The organism is Streptomyces sp. NPDC059861 (genome assembly GCF_042731435.1).
Taxonomy (GTDB): domain Bacteria; phylum Actinomycetota; class Actinomycetes; order Streptomycetales; family Streptomycetaceae; genus Streptomyces.
The window spans coordinates 1-14111 of the sequence record NZ_JBHWJQ010000041.1 but is presented as its reverse complement, the minus strand read 5'-3'; the positions used below and the strand labels follow the sequence as shown (position 1 = coordinate 14111).

Genomic DNA, 14111 nt, shown 5'->3' with positions numbered 1-14111 from the left:
GGCGGCACCCCGTCAGGAGGGGTGCCGCCCTTCGCGTCGTATGGCCGGCGTCGTACGGCGGGCAGAGGCCCGCGCTCACCTCAGCACGCGCCGTGCGTCGGTCAGTACGCGCTGTTGACGTTGTCGATCGAGCCGTACCGGTCGGCCGCGTAGTTGGCGGCAGCGGTGATGTTGGCGACCGGGTCGTAGATGTTCCAGGAGGTGCCCGGCACGTGGTACGCCTTGAACGTCGGCGGGATCACCTGGAGCAGGCCCTTGGACGGGATGCCGTTGATGGCGTTGATGTCCCAGTTGTTGATCGCGTTCGGGTTGCCCGACGACTCGCGCATGATGTTCTTGTGCAGGCCGTGGTAGGAGCCCGGTATGCCCTTGGACTTCATGATCGATAGCGCCTCGCGGATCCAGCCGTCGAGGTTGTTGCCGTAGGCCTTCTTCGCGGCGACGGGCTGGAACGCGATGCGCTCGACGGAGCGGCTCGCGGCGGCCTTCGCCTCGCGCTGACGCTCCGCCTTCTCGGCGGCAGCGGCCTGCGCGGCGGCCTTCTCCTTTGCGGCGGTCTCGGCGGCGGCCTTCTGCTTCGCCTCGATGGCCTGGACCTTCAGGCTGGCACCGGCGAGCTGGTCGGTGACATCGGCCTTGACGCCCTTCACCGGCTCGGCGCTGAAGGCGACCTGCGCCGGGGCGGCGGCGTCGGTGGTGGTGGTCTGCCCGCCCGAGGGCACCGCGGAGAACGCGAGGGCAGCGGCGCCGAGCGTGGCAACACCGGCGAGGGCGATCTTGTTCGTCTTCGTCAGGGCGCGACTGCGGTCGCGAAGGGTGTTCTTGGGCATGGCAGGTGGACCTCTTCGAATAGCGCGGAGGTCGCTCACTTCAGTGCGGGGCCAGGTGCTTCCCGCGTGAACGCCGCGGGCAGAACCCACGGCGCTGAGCGACGGCAGCCATTCTTAGCGGCCGCAAAACCCACCGGCAAAGGTGTGACCTACGATGCCGGGTAGTGGATCAGGTAGGGGCAAATCGGGACAGACCAGAATGTCTTCCCCGCTCGCTCTGGGTGCATTTATCTCCTATTGACCTTCGTACGTGACTTGCGCCCTATGTGCGGCCTCACATCGGCGGAGTGGCAGCCTCACCGGGAGTTGCTGGAGCAATGCTCGCTGTCACGGCCTCTGCCGGGAGGAGGAGATGCACGTCCCCGAACTCGTGCCACAGGTAGCGACGGCGCAGCGCCTCCTCGTACCCGCGGTCGATCGCCGCGGCGCCGGCCACCGCCTCCAGCATCAGCAGATGCGAGGCCTCCGGCTCGTGCAGCCCGGTCACCAGCCCGTCCACCACCCGCACACCGCGCTCCGGCGTCACCACGAGATCCGTCCACCCCTGGGCCGCCCGGACCACCCCGTCCGGCCCCGCGGCCGACTCCACGGCGCGCACGGCGGTCGTGCCCACCGCGACCACCCGGCCGTCCCCGGCCCGCACGGCGTTGATCAGCCGCGCCGACGCCTCCGGCACCGCGAACCGCTCCGGGTACGGCGGCTCGTGCGCCTCCGCCGAGGCCACCCCTGTATGCAGCGTGACCGGCGCGAACTGCACACCCCGGCTCACCAGCTCGGCCACCATCCGGTGGGTGAAGGGCCGCGCCGCACTCGGCATCTCCGCGCTGCCCGACCCGTCGGCCGAAGGATCGGGCAGCGCGAACACCGTCTGGTACACGGACAGCGGCTGATCGCGCTTCGTATAGGAGTAGCGGATGGGCCGCCCGTGGTCACGCAGCAGCTCACACACTCGCGCCCCGTCCGCCCGTGCCCACCACAGCCGCTCGCCCCGGGCGCTCAGCGGCTCCTCCAGCACCAGCCGCCCGCCCCCGGGCAGCCGCACCTCCGTCCCCGCCGGGCCGCCCGCACGCGCGCGTGTGGTGCCCCTCCCGTCCGGATCCCGCAGCTCCACGGCCCACCGCCCGTCGTCACCGAGCGTCGAGAAGTGCACCACCACGCGCGCGTGCCCAGCCCACCCGTCCACCGCAGCGGCCAGCGTCGGAGAGGTGTTCACGACCAGCAGATCGCCCGCCCGCAGCAGCTGCGGCAGCTCCGCGAACGCATGGTGCGTCACCTCCGTACCCCGCGACACCAGCAGCCGTACGGCATCCCGCTCCAGCCCCGGCCCGCGCTGTTCCGCCGGCACGCGCGCGGACAGCTCCTCGGGCACCCGCCCCCACCGGCGGACGGGCTCGACCGACGTCACTCCGAGCGCCGACGTCATCGCGTCCCCTCCAGCAGGGCCGGCGCCCCGTAGCGGCCGCTCGCCGGCCGTTCGTCCAGCAACCGCAGGAACGCCGGCACCACACTCGCCGGCTCCGGCCGCGGATCCTCGTCCTCCGGTACCGCCGCCGCGTACAGCTCCGTCGCCATGTCCCCGGGGTCCACCGCCCAGACCCGCAGCCGGGGCTCCTCCGCGGCAAGCACCGCCGCGAGGTGGTCCAGGGCCGCCTTCGACGCCCCGTAGCCGCCCCATGTCTCGTAGGCCTCGGCGGCCGCGTCCGAGCTGACCGTGATCACCGCGCCCTGCCGGGAGGCCCGCAGCAGGGGCATCGCCTCCTGGACCAGGCCCAGCGCGGCCACCACGTTCACCTCCAGTGCCCGCCGCAGCCCGTCCAGGGGCAGCCGGTCCAGCCGGACCAGCGGCTCGGCGCCCAGCGCGCTCGCGTTGCTCACCACCAGGTCGACGCCGCCCAGCTTCCAGGCCGCCGCCACGAGCCCGGCCCGGTGCCCGGCGTCCGTGACATCCCCGGCGAGTGCCTCCACCTGCGTCCCGTACGTCGCGAGCGCCGCCGCCGTCTCCTTCAGCGCCCGCTCGCCCCTGGCGTCCAGCACCAGGTCCCAGCCACGCATGGCCAGGGCCTCGGCGAGCGCCCCTCCCAGCCCTTTGGACGCCCCCGTGATGATCGCTACCGGCATGACACGTTCCCCCTCGTCTCGACGCCGCTCGATCGGCGTGCCCTCAACGTAGGAACCGGGGGTCCCGCCCCGCCTCGGACGGGGGCCGCAAACCGGCGGGGCCCTTCGTCCTAGGCCGCCGGGCCAGGACCTCGGGCCTAGGCCCAGCGGCCTAGGCGGCTGCCGTCACCGGTCCGATCCGCGCTGTCACACCCCGCCGGTAGCGTGGAAGCCATGAGTCAAGGTCCCCGGTCCGGCCTCGCCGCGGTGAGCACCGCGCTGCTGGCAATGAGCAGGCATCTCGAGGTGCGCGACGTCCTCAAGACGATCGTCGCCTCGGCCCGCGAGCTGCTCGACGCGCAGTACGCCGCGCTGGGCGTTCCGGACGACCACGGCGGCTTCGCGCAGTTCGTGGTCGACGGGGTGAGCGACGACCAGTGGAAGCGGATCGGCCCGCTGCCCCGCCAGCACGGAGTCCTCGCCGCGATGCTCCGCGAGGCGAAGCCGCAGCGCCTGGCCGACGTCCGCACGGACGCCCGCTTCGGAGGCTGGCCCTCCGCCCACCCCGACCTGGCCGACTTCCTGGGTCTGCCCATCCGTGACGGCGACGAGGTGATCGGCGCCCTCTTCCTGGCGAACAAGAACTGCCCCAAGCCGGAGGGCACCTGCGGCTTCGACGCCGACGACGAGGAACTGCTGGCCATCCTCGCCCAGCACGCCGCGATCGCCCTCACCAACGCCCGGCTCTACGAACGCAGCCGCGAGCTCACCATCGCCGAGGAGCGCTCCCGCCTGGCGCACGAACTGCACGACGCGGTCAGTCAGAAGCTGTTCTCACTGCGCCTGACCGCCCAGGCGGCCGCCACCCTCGTCGACCGTGACCCGGCCCGCGCCAAGGGCGAACTGCAGCAGGTGGCCGCGCTCGCCGCCGAGGCCACCGACGAGCTGCGCGCCGCCGTGGTCGAGTTGCGTCCCGCGGCCCTCGACGAGGACGGCCTGGTGGCCACCCTGCGCACCCAGGTGCACGTCCTCGACCGCGCCCACACCGCACGCGTGACGTTCACCGCCCAGGGCGTGCGCGCCCTGCCCGCCGCCCAGGAGGAGGCACTGCTGCGCGTCGCCCAGGAGGCACTGCACAACGCGCTGCGGCACTCCGGGGCGGAGCGGGTCGGCGTGACACTGTCCCGACGCGGCAGCGGCGCGGTCCTGCGCATCACGGACGACGGCGGCGGCTTCGACCCGCGCGCGATACGCCGTGCCGGACGCCACCTCGGCCTGGTCTCCATGCGGGATCGGGCGGGCGGCGTGGGCGGCACGCTCACCGTGGAGTCGGCGCCCGGCAAGGGCACCACGATCGAGATGGAGGTCCCCGGTGGCTGACGCAATCAGGGTGCTGCTCGTCGACGACCACCAGGTGGTCCGCCGCGGTCTGCGCACCTTTCTCGAAGTGCAGGACGACATCGAGGTCGTGGGCGAGGCCGCGGACGGCGCCGAGGGGGTCGCCCAGGCCGAGGAACTGAAGCCGGACATCGTCCTGATGGACGTCAAGATGCCCGGCATGGACGGCGTCGAGGCGCTGCGCAAGCTGCGCGAGCTGGGCAACCCCGCGCGCGTGCTCATCGTCACCAGCTTCACCGAGCAGCGCACGGTCGTCCCGGCCCTGCGCGCCGGCGCCGCCGGGTACGTGTACAAGGACGTCGACCCCGACGCGCTCGCCGGCGCCATCCGCTCGGTGCACGCCGGGCACATCCTGCTCCAGCCCGAGGTGGCGGGCGCCCTGCTGTCCCAGGAGGAGACCCACTCCGGCCAAGGCCGGGCCGGTTCACTCACCGACCGGGAGCGCGAGGTGCTCGGCCTGATAGCGGACGGCCGTTCCAACCGCGAGATCGCCCGCGCGCTGGTGCTCTCCGAGAAGACCGTCAAGACCCATGTGTCGAACATCCTGATGAAACTCGACCTGGCGGACCGCACCCAGGCCGCCCTGTGGGCCGTTCGCCACGGCGTGACGGGCTGAAACAGGCAGAAAAGCACTCGGTACGGCAATACGGAAGGTCTCGCTCCGGGCTGAGATTCATACCGTCGTGGGAATGTCCCCCGGATGGCGCATCCTCCACGGGATGCCGGCGTTCTTCAGTGCGTGCTGCGGCGACTGGCCGCGGCAATCGCATCAGAAGGGCTTACGAAGTGAAGAACCTGAAGAAGGCAGCGGCCGTGACGATGGTGGCCGGGGGTCTGGTGGCCGCCGGCGCCGGTATGGCCTCCGCCACCGACGGATCGCTGGCCACCGGCAAGGCCGAGGGCTCGCCGGGCGTCGTCTCGGGCAACCTCGTCCAGGCCCCGGTGCACATCCCGGTGAACGTCGTCGGCAACAGCGTGAACGTCGTCGGCGTGCTGAACCCCGCCTTCGGCAACCTCGGCATCAATCGCTGAGCTTCCGCCGTGTCGGCCGTCGGCCCGGAGGACGTGGGCAAGCTCCCACCTCACGTCCCCACCACCTGACGCCGACCGATCACCAAAGGGCTCCGCGAGTCACGGGACGACTCGCGGAGCCCTTTCCCATACCGCAGTCTCGCCGTCATCCACAGCGCCGCCGCCTCCGGCCCCGCCGACTCCGCAGCCCCGAATGTTCGGGAGCCTCGCCCGCTCCCTGGTGCCGGCCGTTCCGCAACTACGTCCGCCTTGCTTCCGCACCGCCTGTTCCGCAGCCTCTGCTGTTCCGCAAGGACGCCTGCCCCGGAGCCCCGCCCGCTCCCAGCCCCGCCCGCTCCGTAGTGCCGGTCGGCGCCCGGCTGCTCCCCGCGGGCCGGAGGCCCGGGGTGGCCTCACTGTCGCTCCCGCTCCTCCACCACGGAGTTGTACGCCGCGACCTGCGCGCGCCGAGCCGTCCGTTCCACCGGACGCAGCACCTGCGCCCGCGCCGCGATCTCCGAGGCGCTCACCGCGCCCCCGTGCCCGTTCTCGTACGCGAGCGAGACCAGCACCCCGATCCGCTGGGCCAGCTCCAGCACGCGCACGGCCCGTCCCGGATACCCCGGCGCGAGCACCTCCCGCCCGCGCTCGGCCCGCGCCCGGTACGCGTCGATCGCCGCCTGGGCCACCGGCCCCGACGCGGCCACGTCCAGCCGCGTCAGCACCTCCGTCGCCTCCCTGAGCGCCTCGGCCAGCTCCCGCTCCGCCTCCCCGAGCGAGGGCACGTCGGCCGGCGGCGCCTCCCGCACCGGCAGGCAGTGCCACACCACCTCGACATGCACATCACCGTCAGGCCCGGCCTCGTGCACCTCCGGGACCAGCCCCAGCGCACCCCCGTGGCAGATCACCGCCTCCTCGGCATCCAGCGCCCGCGCGTTGAAATCCGGCGGCCCGCTCAGCCCCAGCGGATGCCCCGGCGCCGGCAGCGCGACCCGCAGGCCGGTCGCCCCGAGCGCCCGCAGCCGCCCCAGTGCGAGCGTGAGTCCCACGGGCGCCGGCTCGCCGGGCAGCCCCTCCACCCGGTGCACGGCGTCCTCGCCGACGATGGCGAGGACGGCGTCGTCCGGCGAGATGAGTCCGGCGAAAAGGGCATTTCCCCAAGCGGCAAGGCGACCAGAGCGCGGTTCCGAGAGCATGCTCCCACCCTAAGTACCGGGCCGAGGGAATGGACGGGCCGACCGGTGGCGTAGATTTCCTTGAGGGCTCGCCCACCGGCGCGGCGGACCGAGCCACAGCCGTACGCGACAGCCGAGACCGGCCACACTGCAAGGGGAGACAACGCGCTCATGAGCGATGTTCTGGAGCTTCAGGACGTATCCGTGGTCCGTGAGGGCCGGGCTCTGGTGGACCAGGTCTCCTGGTCGGTGAAGGAGGGCGAGCGCTGGGTCATCCTCGGCCCGAACGGCGCCGGCAAGACCACCCTCCTCAACGTCGCGTCCAGCTACCTCTACCCCAGCAAGGGCACCGCGACCATCCTCGGCGAGACCCTCGGCACGCCCGGCACCGACGTCTTCGAGCTGCGCCCCCGCATCGGCATCGCCGGCATCGCCATGGCGGACAAGCTCCCCAAGCGCCAGACGGTCCTGGAGACCGTACTCACCGCCGCGTACGGCATGACGGCGGGCTGGCAGGAGGAGTACGAGGAGATCGACGAGCAGCGCGCCCGCGCCTTCCTCGACCGGCTCGGCATGTCCGACTACCTGGACCGCAGGTTCGGCACCCTTTCCGAGGGCGAGCGCAAGCGCACCCTGATCGCCCGCGCCCTGATGACCGACCCCGAGCTGCTCCTGCTCGACGAGCCCGCCGCCGGCCTGGACCTCGGAGGCCGCGAGGACCTCGTACGCCGCCTCGGCCGCCTCGCGCGCGACCCGATCGCCCCCTCGATGATCATGGTCACCCACCACGTCGAGGAGATCGCCCCCGGCTTCACCCACGTGCTCATGATCCGCCAGGGCAAGGTGCTCGCCGCCGGACCGCTGGAGCTCGAACTCACCTCGCGCAACCTCTCCCTCTGCTTCGGTCTCCCGCTCGTCGTCGAGCAGGTCGGTGACCGCTGGACCGCGCAGGGCCTGCCGATGGCGTGAGCCGGTGAAGTCCCGCGCGGGCGCGGGTAAGAAGCCCGCGCAAACCGCAGCGCGCCCTGTCCGCGCACGTCTTGCGGTCCTACGATGACCGTGTGGAAATCGACGCGTGGGTGTGGTGGTTGGTCGCGGCGGCCGGGCTCGGCATCGGGCTCGTGATCACCGCGATGCCCGAACTCGGCATGCTCGGGGTGGGCGCCGTCGCGGCCGCGGCGACCGCCGGCATCTTCGGCGGTGACGCCGTCTTCCAGGTCGTGGTCTTCGCCGTCGTCTCCACCGCCCTGATCGCGGTGGTACGCCCCATCGCCAACCGGCACCGCGCCCAGCGGCCCCAACTCGTGACCGGGGTCGACGCCTTGAAGGGCAGACAAGCCGTCGTACTGGAACGCGTCGACGGATCCGGCGGACGCATCAAACTGGCCGGAGAGGTCTGGTCGGCCCGCGCCCTCGACACCGGCCACGTCTTCGAAGTGGGTGAGCAGGTCGACGTCGTGGACATCGAGGGAGCCACCGCCATCGTCATGTGACGTCGCCCGCCCCCAAGGTGGCCGAACACCGCACCTGCCGTGCGACGGTCTGTCAGACTCGTCCAGCAAGATCTTCAACAACCATAAGATCTGCACCAGTAGGATCTGCGGAACGCGGATCCACCGAACGCGCCGAGGCGGAGAAGGGTACGGGGAGCGACGATGGAACCGGTCATCATCGTCCTGATCATTCTGGTGGTGTTGGTCTTCATCGCCCTGATCAAGACGATCCAGGTCATCCCACAGGCCAGCGCCGCCATCGTGGAGCGCTTCGGCCGCTACACGCGGACGCTGAACGCGGGCCTCAACATCGTCGTGCCGTTCATCGACACCATCCGCAACCGCATCGACCTGCGCGAACAGGTCGTCCCGTTCCCGCCGCAGCCGGTGATCACCCAGGACAACCTGGTCGTCAACATCGACACGGTCATCTACTACCAGGTCACCGACGCGAGGGCCGCGACGTACGAAGTCGCCAGCTACATCCAGGCCATCGAGCAGCTGACGGTCACCACCCTGCGCAACATCATCGGTGGCATGGACCTGGAGCGCACCCTCACCTCCCGCGAGGAGATCAACGCGGCCCTGCGCGGCGTGCTCGACGAGGCCACCGGCAAGTGGGGCATCCGCGTCAACCGCGTCGAGCTCAAGGCGATCGAACCGCCCACCTCCATCCAGGATTCGATGGAGAAGCAGATGCGCGCCGACCGCGACAAGCGCGCCGCGATCCTTCAGGCCGAAGGTGTCCGGCAGTCCGAGATCCTGCGCGCCGAGGGCGAGAAGCAGTCCCAGATCCTGCGTGCCGAAGGTGAGGCCAAGGCCGCCGCACTGCGTGCCGAGGGCGAGGCCCAGGCCGTCCGTACGGTCTTCGAGGCCATCCACGCCGGCGACCCCGACCAGAAGCTCCTCAGCTACCAGTACCTCCAGATGCTGCCGAAGATCGCCGAGGGCGACGCCAACAAGCTCTGGATCGTCCCCAGCGAAATCGGCGACGCCCTCAAGGGCCTGTCCGGCGCGATGGGCAACTTCGGCTCGGGCCTGGGCGGTTCGGGCAACGGCGGCGGTTCGGGCAACGGCACGGGCTCGGGTACGGAACGCCGGGAGAAGCCGTCGATCGACTGACGACGCCTGAGGAATGCGGGCAACCCCGCGCCCTTGTCCCTTGTCTCTCAGGGGCGCGGGGAACTGCGCGACAAGCCACACACGACCGACGGACGACGAAACAGACCAGTGGCCCAACGGCCTAGGCAGCAGCGGACGCCAGCCACTCGGGCAACGCCTCGTAGTCGTCCTGCGCCAGAGCAAGAAGCATCGCGTCCGCCGGCGTCGGCTCGAACGGCTCCCGAAGCAGCGGCATCCCCGCCTCCTCCGGCGTCCGATTCGCCTTACGGTGGTTGTCCTCCGCGCACGAGGCCACCGTGTTCAGCCAGATGTCCTGACCCCCCTGGGACCTCGGCAGCACGTGGTCCACGGTCGTCGCCCGACGACCGCAGTACGCGCACCTGTGCCGGTCCCGCACCAGCACACCCCGCCTCGACCACGGCGCTTGTCTTCGGAACGGCACCCGTACGTACCTGCACAACCTGATGACCCGGGGCGCCGGTATGTCGAGCGCCGCTCCGCGCATGCGCAGTTCGGGGTGGGCCTGCTCGACGACGGCCTTGTCCTGGAGCACCAGAACGACGGCTCGATTCAACGTCACCGTCGACAGCGGCTCGAAGCTCGCGTTCAGTACCAGCGTGTCCCGCATACCAGCCCACCTCCCGTGTGCACCGGCCCACCCCATGGCGGGCTGGGATCAACTCTGGCCGTGCACGCCAAGATGGACAACGCAATATCCGCTGCTCCCACGAGGTGTGAACCCGTGGCCCCTGGCCACAAAAATGCCCGCCTCCGATCACTCTCAGACCAGAGGCGGGCAAACGTTCGGTGAACGTCAGGCTTCGGCGGGTACCTCGTACTCACCGATCAGCTGGGCGCGGCCCAGCGTGTGGAACCGCAGATTGAAGCCCACCACGGCCGGACTGGCGTCCGCGTCCGGACCGAGCTTCTCCTGGTCCACCGCGTACACCGTGAACACATACCGGTGCGGCCCGTCCCCGGGCGGCGGAGCGGCACCGCCGAAGTCCTTCGTGCCGTAGTCGTTGCGCGCGTGCACAGCGCCCTCCGGCAGACCCTCGAACTTGCCGCTGCCCGCACCCGCCGGCAGCTCCGTCACCGAGACCGGGATGTCGAACAGGACCCAGTGCCAGAACCCGCTCCCCGTGGGGGCATCCGGGTCGTAGCAGGTCACGGCGAAACTCCTGGTCTCAGCCGGGAAGCCCTCCCACCGCAGCTGCGGTGAGGTGTTGCCGGCCGCATGGACCTGAGCGTCCTCGAGGGTCGCACCCTCGTGCACGTCCTCGCTCGTGACCGTGAACGCCGGCACGGGCGGATGGAAGTCGTGGGGGAGCGGCCGCCTCTTGAGCTCGGTCACCTCGGTACCTCCTGATCGGATGGTTCAGTGGGCTCCGAGCCTAGAACCAGTTCCGCTTGCTGCCGACTTCGGACAGCCACTGGTTGAGATAGGCCACCCAGTCGGTGCCCTGGTAGTCGTGCAGCCCCACCTGGAACGAGCGGAAGGTGTCGCTGCCCTCGCTGAACAGACCCGGCTTCTTGTCCATCTCCAGCACGACGTCCATCGCCTGCGCGTCGGCCACGAAGCTCAACTCGACCTGGTGCAGACCCCGGTACTGCTGCGGCGGCAGGAACTCGATCTCCTGGTAGAACGGCAGCTTCTGGCGCGTACCCCGGATGTGACCGCGCTCCATGTCCGCGTTCTTGAAGCGGAAGCCCAGCTGGATGAAGGCGTCCAGGATCGCCTTCTGCGCCGGCAGCGGGTGCACGTTGATCGGGTCCAGGTCCCCGGAGTCCACGGCGCGCGCGATCTCCAGCTCGGTGGTCACGCCGATGTGCATCCCGCGCAGCGCCTGACCGTCGATCGTCGTGATCGGCGTCTCCCACGGGATGTCCAGCCCGAACGGCACCGCGTGCACGGCGTTCGCCTGGAGCTCGAAGGCACCGCCGAGACGCACCTTCGTGAACTCGATGTCCTGCTTGTACTCGGTGTCCTGGCCCTCGACCTCGACCTTGGCCTGCAGCCCGACGGACAGCGCCTCGATCTGCTGGTTCACGGACCCGCCCTGGATGCGCACCTCGCCCTGGACGACGCCGCCCGGAACGACGTTGACCTCGGTCAGCACGGTCTCGACCGAGGCCCCACCGGCCCCCAGACTCGCGAGCAGCTTCTTGAACGCCATGTCTCTCCCTCGTTCACTACGTCTCTGATCACTACAAACGCGATCCGGCCGTGGCCGGTTCCGGGAACCCACCCTGGCAAGACGAACGTCCTCTGGCCACCCCGCCCGCCCTCACCGCCTCCGTTACCCTCGGACGGCATGATCGCGACCCCCGACCGTACGCCTCGGCCCAGAAAGTTCTTCGACCGGCCCGTACTGGAAGTGGCCCCCGACCTCCTCGGCCGCATCCTCGTACGCGCGACACCGGACGGTCCGATCGCGCTGCGACTGACAGAGGTGGAGGCCTACGACGGCCCGAACGACCCCGGCTCCCATGCCTACCGCGGACGCACCCCCCGCAACGACGTGATGCTCGGTCCGCCCGGTCATGTGTACGGCTACTTCACCTACGGCATGTCACGGCGGTCAGCATGAACGTGAACCTCCTCGCCCATCCTGCCGAAGAGGTCGCCCCCCGGCTGCTCGGGAGCGTCCTCACCTGCAAGACCCCCGAGGGAACCGTGAGCATCGTCATCACGGAGACCGAGGCGTACTCCGGTACGGCTGACCCAGCTTCCCACGCCTACCGAGGTCAGACACCCCGTAACGCCGTCATGTTCGGACCCGCAGGACACCTGTACGTCTACCGGTCCCACGGTCTCCACTGGTGCGCCAACGTCGTGACCGGGACCGATGGCATCGCCTCAGCTGTCCTCATCCGGGCAGGCAGGGTCATCGAGGGGGAAGACCTGGCACGCAAGCGGCGAGGGGAGAAGGTCGAGAGCCCACGCCTTGCCCGAGGCCCGGGGAACTTCTGCCAGGCTCTCGGCATCACGGCGGAGCACAACGGCGCAGACCTTCTGACAGGTACCTCGGTCGTGTTGTCCGAGGGTGAGCCTGTACCTGCCGCGCTCATCCAGGTTGGTCCCCGGGTAGGCGTGAGCAAGGCCCACGACTGGCACCACCGGTTCTACCTTGCCGGTGATCCGACGGTCTCGGCGTACCGACTGAGCCCGAGAGCCAAGCCGCCCGCCGGAGCCTGAGCCGCTGTGCGCCTTGCCCGCGGCTCGCCGGTGGGTCGATGCGGAGCTGGGTAACCGTGGCGGAATCGCAGAACGGTCAGCGAAACTCGGTAGCTGTTCGGACCCAGCTCTGTTTACGTTCGACCGCATGGCTGACGACTGCTTCGCGCATCCACGGCTCGCCGCGATCTACGATCCGCTCGACCCTGACCGCAGCGATCTCGATGCCTACCTCCGGATCGGAGAAGAGTTCGAGGCACGCCGAGTGCTGGACATCGGCTGCGGCACAGGGGTGTTCGCACTTCTCCTGGCTGACCGAGGGATCGAGGTCGTCGGTGTGGATCCCGCGCCGGCGTCCATCGATGTCGCCCGGGCCAAACCGGGCAGTGAGCGAGTGCGCTGGATCTGCGGTGACGCGACAGACCTCCCGCCGCTGCGGGTTGACCTCGCGACGATGACAGCGAACGTTGCCCAGGCCATCACTGATCCGCAGATGTGGCAGACGACGCTACTGGGGACCTACAAGGCGCTGCGGCCTGGCGGACATCTGGTCTTCGAGACGCGCGATCCGGCCAGGCGAGCCTGGGAGAAGTGGACCCACGAGAACTCCTACCGCGTGACGGAGATCCCTGGTGTCGGCTCCGTCGAGAGCTGGGTCCAGCTGATCGAGGTGAGCCGGCCTCTGGTGACGTTCCGCTGGACCTACGGGTTCGCAGCAGATGGACAGGTGCTGACGTCGGATTCGACCCTGTGTTTCCGCGAGCGGGAGGAAGTCGAGCGGGATCTGGTCGCGCAGGGATACGTGGTGGATGACGTTCGCGACGCGCCCGACCGTCCAGGAAGGGAGTTCGTCTTCCTGGCGCGCCGTCCGTGAGCGTCGGTGACTCGAGCCACTCGGACTTCGATGACGCACACCCTGGATTCCAGGGCACAGGACAACGCCCCTGGCGCAGCGTGACCAGTAGCGGACGTCTCGAGAACGTGGGGCTGAGCCTGGCGTAGGTGATCGCTCGCACTGCCTGTCTCTTGCTTATCGTCGCCTTGCCGATCGTGCCGGACCAACGACACATGCTTGGTGAGTCAGGCACGGCGAGCGCCGTCCTGCTCCGCGCCGGCGAGATCATCGAGGGTGCCGAGCCGGCCCGCACCCGTCGACTCTCGGCCCGACATGACAAGGAACTGGCCAAAGGTCCGGCGCGTCTGCCCACGGCCCTGGACGTGGACCGCGCCTTGGACGGCACCGATGCCTGCACCTCCGGTGACACCCCCTGCGCGTGCTGACCGGCACCCCGGTCCCCTCCGACCAGGCGCTCAGCGGGCCACGGACCGGAGCGGCCGGCGACGGCGGCGTCCACCCCTGACGCCTCTGGATCGCCAACGACCCGGCGGTGAGCCCGTATCGGGCCCACGTGCCGAGGCGCCGTCGAAGTTGACGCGCCCCTGGAAGGTGCGTAATGTAGCCCGAGCCGCTGAACCGGGTACTGCGATCGTCAGCAGCCGGAGCGGCCAACCCACTACTTAACGAGCAGCCCCAGCGGGGTCGATTCGGGTGTGTCCGCATGCCTGAATTCGAAGCCGCAACCCCCGATTATGAATCGGGCGGGGGAATCGGTTAACGTAGTGAATGTCGAAAGGCCGCGAGGCCGAAAGACAAAACCCCGCCGACCGGGAATCGGAACCGAAAGGATCTGATAGAGTCGGAAACGCAAGATCGAAGGGAAGCGCCCGGAGGAAAGCCGCGAGAGAGATTCTCGGGTGAGTACAAAGGAAGCGTCCGTTCCTTGAGAACTCAACAGCGTGCCAAAAG

Annotated in this window: 15 protein-coding genes and 2 pseudogenes; 10 read left to right on the top strand and 7 right to left on the bottom strand. The window is 70.0% G+C overall.

Annotated elements, in window-relative coordinates:
• Positions 1-101 precede the first annotated feature (101 nt).
• The 3 genes from ACFV6X_RS29230 to ACFV6X_RS29220 all read right to left on the bottom strand — a co-directional run bounded on the left by ACFV6X_RS29230 (position 102) and on the right by ACFV6X_RS29220 (position 2948).
• Positions 102-830, bottom strand: coding sequence for a transglycosylase SLT domain-containing protein (locus ACFV6X_RS29230; protein ID WP_385388387.1), 729 nt, complete (start codon positions 828-830; stop codon positions 102-104).
• Between the two features lie 274 nt (positions 831-1104).
• On the bottom strand, positions 1105-2253 hold the full coding sequence (locus ACFV6X_RS29225) for an S-adenosylmethionine:tRNA ribosyltransferase-isomerase (RefSeq protein WP_385388385.1): 1149 nt from the start codon (positions 2251-2253) through the stop codon (positions 1105-1107).
• Positions 2250-2948 (bottom strand): SDR family NAD(P)-dependent oxidoreductase, encoded by a 699-nt coding sequence (locus tag ACFV6X_RS29220; protein ID WP_385388383.1) that lies wholly within the window; start codon positions 2946-2948, stop codon positions 2250-2252. Before ACFV6X_RS29220 ends, ACFV6X_RS29225 begins: the two co-directional genes overlap by 4 nt.
• 213 nt (positions 2949-3161) lie before the next feature.
• Between ACFV6X_RS29220 and ACFV6X_RS29215 the strand changes: the two genes are divergently transcribed.
• From ACFV6X_RS29215 to chpE, 3 genes are all read left to right on the top strand, one after another.
• Positions 3162-4307: a GAF domain-containing sensor histidine kinase gene (locus ACFV6X_RS29215; RefSeq protein WP_385388382.1), complete on the top strand. Its 1146-nt coding sequence runs from the start codon at positions 3162-3164 to the stop codon at positions 4305-4307.
• Entirely contained in the window at positions 4300-4941 is a 642-nt protein-coding gene (locus ACFV6X_RS29210; RefSeq protein ID WP_385388380.1) for a response regulator, read from the top strand. The genes ACFV6X_RS29215 and ACFV6X_RS29210 overlap by 8 nt, the downstream gene beginning before the upstream one ends.
• A 170-nt stretch (positions 4942-5111) precedes the next feature.
• The gene (chpE, locus tag ACFV6X_RS29205) at positions 5112-5357 is read left to right on the top strand and encodes a chaplin ChpE (RefSeq protein WP_365452276.1); all 246 of its coding nucleotides are present in this window, start codon (positions 5112-5114) and stop codon (positions 5355-5357) included.
• A gap of 392 nt (positions 5358-5749) precedes the next feature.
• On the opposite strand, the gene ACFV6X_RS29200 is transcribed toward chpE, so the two are convergent.
• Complete coding sequence (locus tag ACFV6X_RS29200; RefSeq protein WP_385388377.1) at positions 5750-6532, bottom strand: hypothetical protein; 783 nt, start codon at positions 6530-6532, stop codon at positions 5750-5752.
• Between the two features lie 150 nt (positions 6533-6682).
• On the opposite strand from ACFV6X_RS29200, the gene ACFV6X_RS29195 reads away from it, so the two are divergent.
• The 3 genes from ACFV6X_RS29195 (at position 6683) to ACFV6X_RS29185 (ending at position 9126) form a co-directional block, all read left to right on the top strand.
• A complete protein-coding gene (locus tag ACFV6X_RS29195; protein WP_365452280.1) occupies positions 6683-7480 on the top strand; it encodes an ABC transporter ATP-binding protein in 798 nt (265 codons plus the stop codon).
• A gap of 92 nt (positions 7481-7572) precedes the next feature.
• Positions 7573-8004 (top strand): NfeD family protein, encoded by a 432-nt coding sequence (locus ACFV6X_RS29190; protein ID WP_385388374.1) that lies wholly within the window; start codon positions 7573-7575, stop codon positions 8002-8004.
• Between the two features lie 162 nt (positions 8005-8166).
• Positions 8167-9126 (top strand): SPFH domain-containing protein, encoded by a 960-nt coding sequence (locus tag ACFV6X_RS29185; RefSeq protein ID WP_365452284.1) that lies wholly within the window; start codon positions 8167-8169, stop codon positions 9124-9126.
• A gap of 121 nt (positions 9127-9247) precedes the next feature.
• On the opposite strand, the gene ACFV6X_RS29180 is transcribed toward ACFV6X_RS29185, so the two are convergent.
• The 3 genes from ACFV6X_RS29180 to ACFV6X_RS29170 all read right to left on the bottom strand — a co-directional run bounded on the left by ACFV6X_RS29180 (position 9248) and on the right by ACFV6X_RS29170 (position 11303).
• Complete coding sequence (locus ACFV6X_RS29180; RefSeq protein WP_385388371.1) at positions 9248-9754, bottom strand: HNH endonuclease; 507 nt, start codon at positions 9752-9754, stop codon at positions 9248-9250.
• Positions 9755-9940: 186 nt separating this feature from the next.
• Positions 9941-10480 carry a YbhB/YbcL family Raf kinase inhibitor-like protein gene (locus tag ACFV6X_RS29175; RefSeq protein ID WP_385388368.1) on the bottom strand — a complete coding sequence of 180 codons (540 nt, stop codon included), beginning with the start codon at positions 10478-10480 and terminating at the stop codon, positions 9941-9943.
• A 40-nt stretch (positions 10481-10520) separates the two neighbouring features.
• The gene (locus ACFV6X_RS29170) at positions 10521-11303 is read right to left on the bottom strand and encodes a sporulation protein (protein WP_385388366.1); all 783 of its coding nucleotides are present in this window, start codon (positions 11301-11303) and stop codon (positions 10521-10523) included.
• A 138-nt stretch (positions 11304-11441) separates the two neighbouring features.
• Here ACFV6X_RS29170 and ACFV6X_RS29165 point away from each other — a divergent pair.
• The 4 genes and pseudogenes from ACFV6X_RS29165 to ACFV6X_RS29150 form a co-directional block, all read left to right on the top strand.
• Positions 11442-11701, top strand: a pseudogene (locus tag ACFV6X_RS29165) (DNA-3-methyladenine glycosylase); the annotation flags it as partial.
• A gap of 12 nt (positions 11702-11713) precedes the next feature.
• Positions 11714-12325 carry a DNA-3-methyladenine glycosylase gene (locus ACFV6X_RS29160; RefSeq protein ID WP_385388525.1) on the top strand — a complete coding sequence of 204 codons (612 nt, stop codon included), beginning with the start codon at positions 11714-11716 and terminating at the stop codon, positions 12323-12325.
• A gap of 127 nt (positions 12326-12452) precedes the next feature.
• Complete coding sequence (locus ACFV6X_RS29155; protein WP_385388363.1) at positions 12453-13178, top strand: class I SAM-dependent methyltransferase; 726 nt, start codon at positions 12453-12455, stop codon at positions 13176-13178.
• Between the two features lie 200 nt (positions 13179-13378).
• Positions 13379-13737: pseudogene (locus ACFV6X_RS29150) on the top strand (DNA-3-methyladenine glycosylase); the annotation flags it as partial.
• Between the last annotated feature and the right edge of the window lie 374 nt (positions 13738-14111).

What these genes read in the sequence shown, in the direction of transcription:
- ACFV6X_RS29230 (WP_385388387.1), bottom strand. Translation starts at nt 830, where the DNA reads ATGCCCAAGAACACCCTTCGCGACCGCAGTCGCGCCCTGACGAAGACG.
- ACFV6X_RS29225 (WP_385388385.1), bottom strand. Translation starts at nt 2,253, where the DNA reads ATGACGTCGGCGCTCGGAGTGACGTCGGTCGAGCCCGTCCGCCGGTGG.
- ACFV6X_RS29220 (WP_385388383.1), bottom strand. Translation starts at nt 2,948, where the DNA reads ATGCCGGTAGCGATCATCACGGGGGCGTCCAAAGGGCTGGGAGGGGCG.
- ACFV6X_RS29215 (WP_385388382.1), top strand. Translation starts at nt 3,162, where the DNA reads ATGAGTCAAGGTCCCCGGTCCGGCCTCGCCGCGGTGAGCACCGCGCTG.
- ACFV6X_RS29200 (WP_385388377.1), bottom strand. Translation starts at nt 6,532, where the DNA reads ATGCTCTCGGAACCGCGCTCTGGTCGCCTTGCCGCTTGGGGAAATGCC.
- ACFV6X_RS29195 (WP_365452280.1), top strand. Translation starts at nt 6,683, where the DNA reads ATGAGCGATGTTCTGGAGCTTCAGGACGTATCCGTGGTCCGTGAGGGC.
- ACFV6X_RS29185 (WP_365452284.1), top strand. Translation starts at nt 8,167, where the DNA reads ATGGAACCGGTCATCATCGTCCTGATCATTCTGGTGGTGTTGGTCTTC.
- ACFV6X_RS29180 (WP_385388371.1), bottom strand. Translation starts at nt 9,754, where the DNA reads ATGCGGGACACGCTGGTACTGAACGCGAGCTTCGAGCCGCTGTCGACG.
- ACFV6X_RS29170 (WP_385388366.1), bottom strand. Translation starts at nt 11,303, where the DNA reads ATGGCGTTCAAGAAGCTGCTCGCGAGTCTGGGGGCCGGTGGGGCCTCG.
- ACFV6X_RS29160 (WP_385388525.1), top strand. Translation starts at nt 11,714, where the DNA reads ATGAACGTGAACCTCCTCGCCCATCCTGCCGAAGAGGTCGCCCCCCGG.
- ACFV6X_RS29155 (WP_385388363.1), top strand. Translation starts at nt 12,453, where the DNA reads ATGGCTGACGACTGCTTCGCGCATCCACGGCTCGCCGCGATCTACGAT.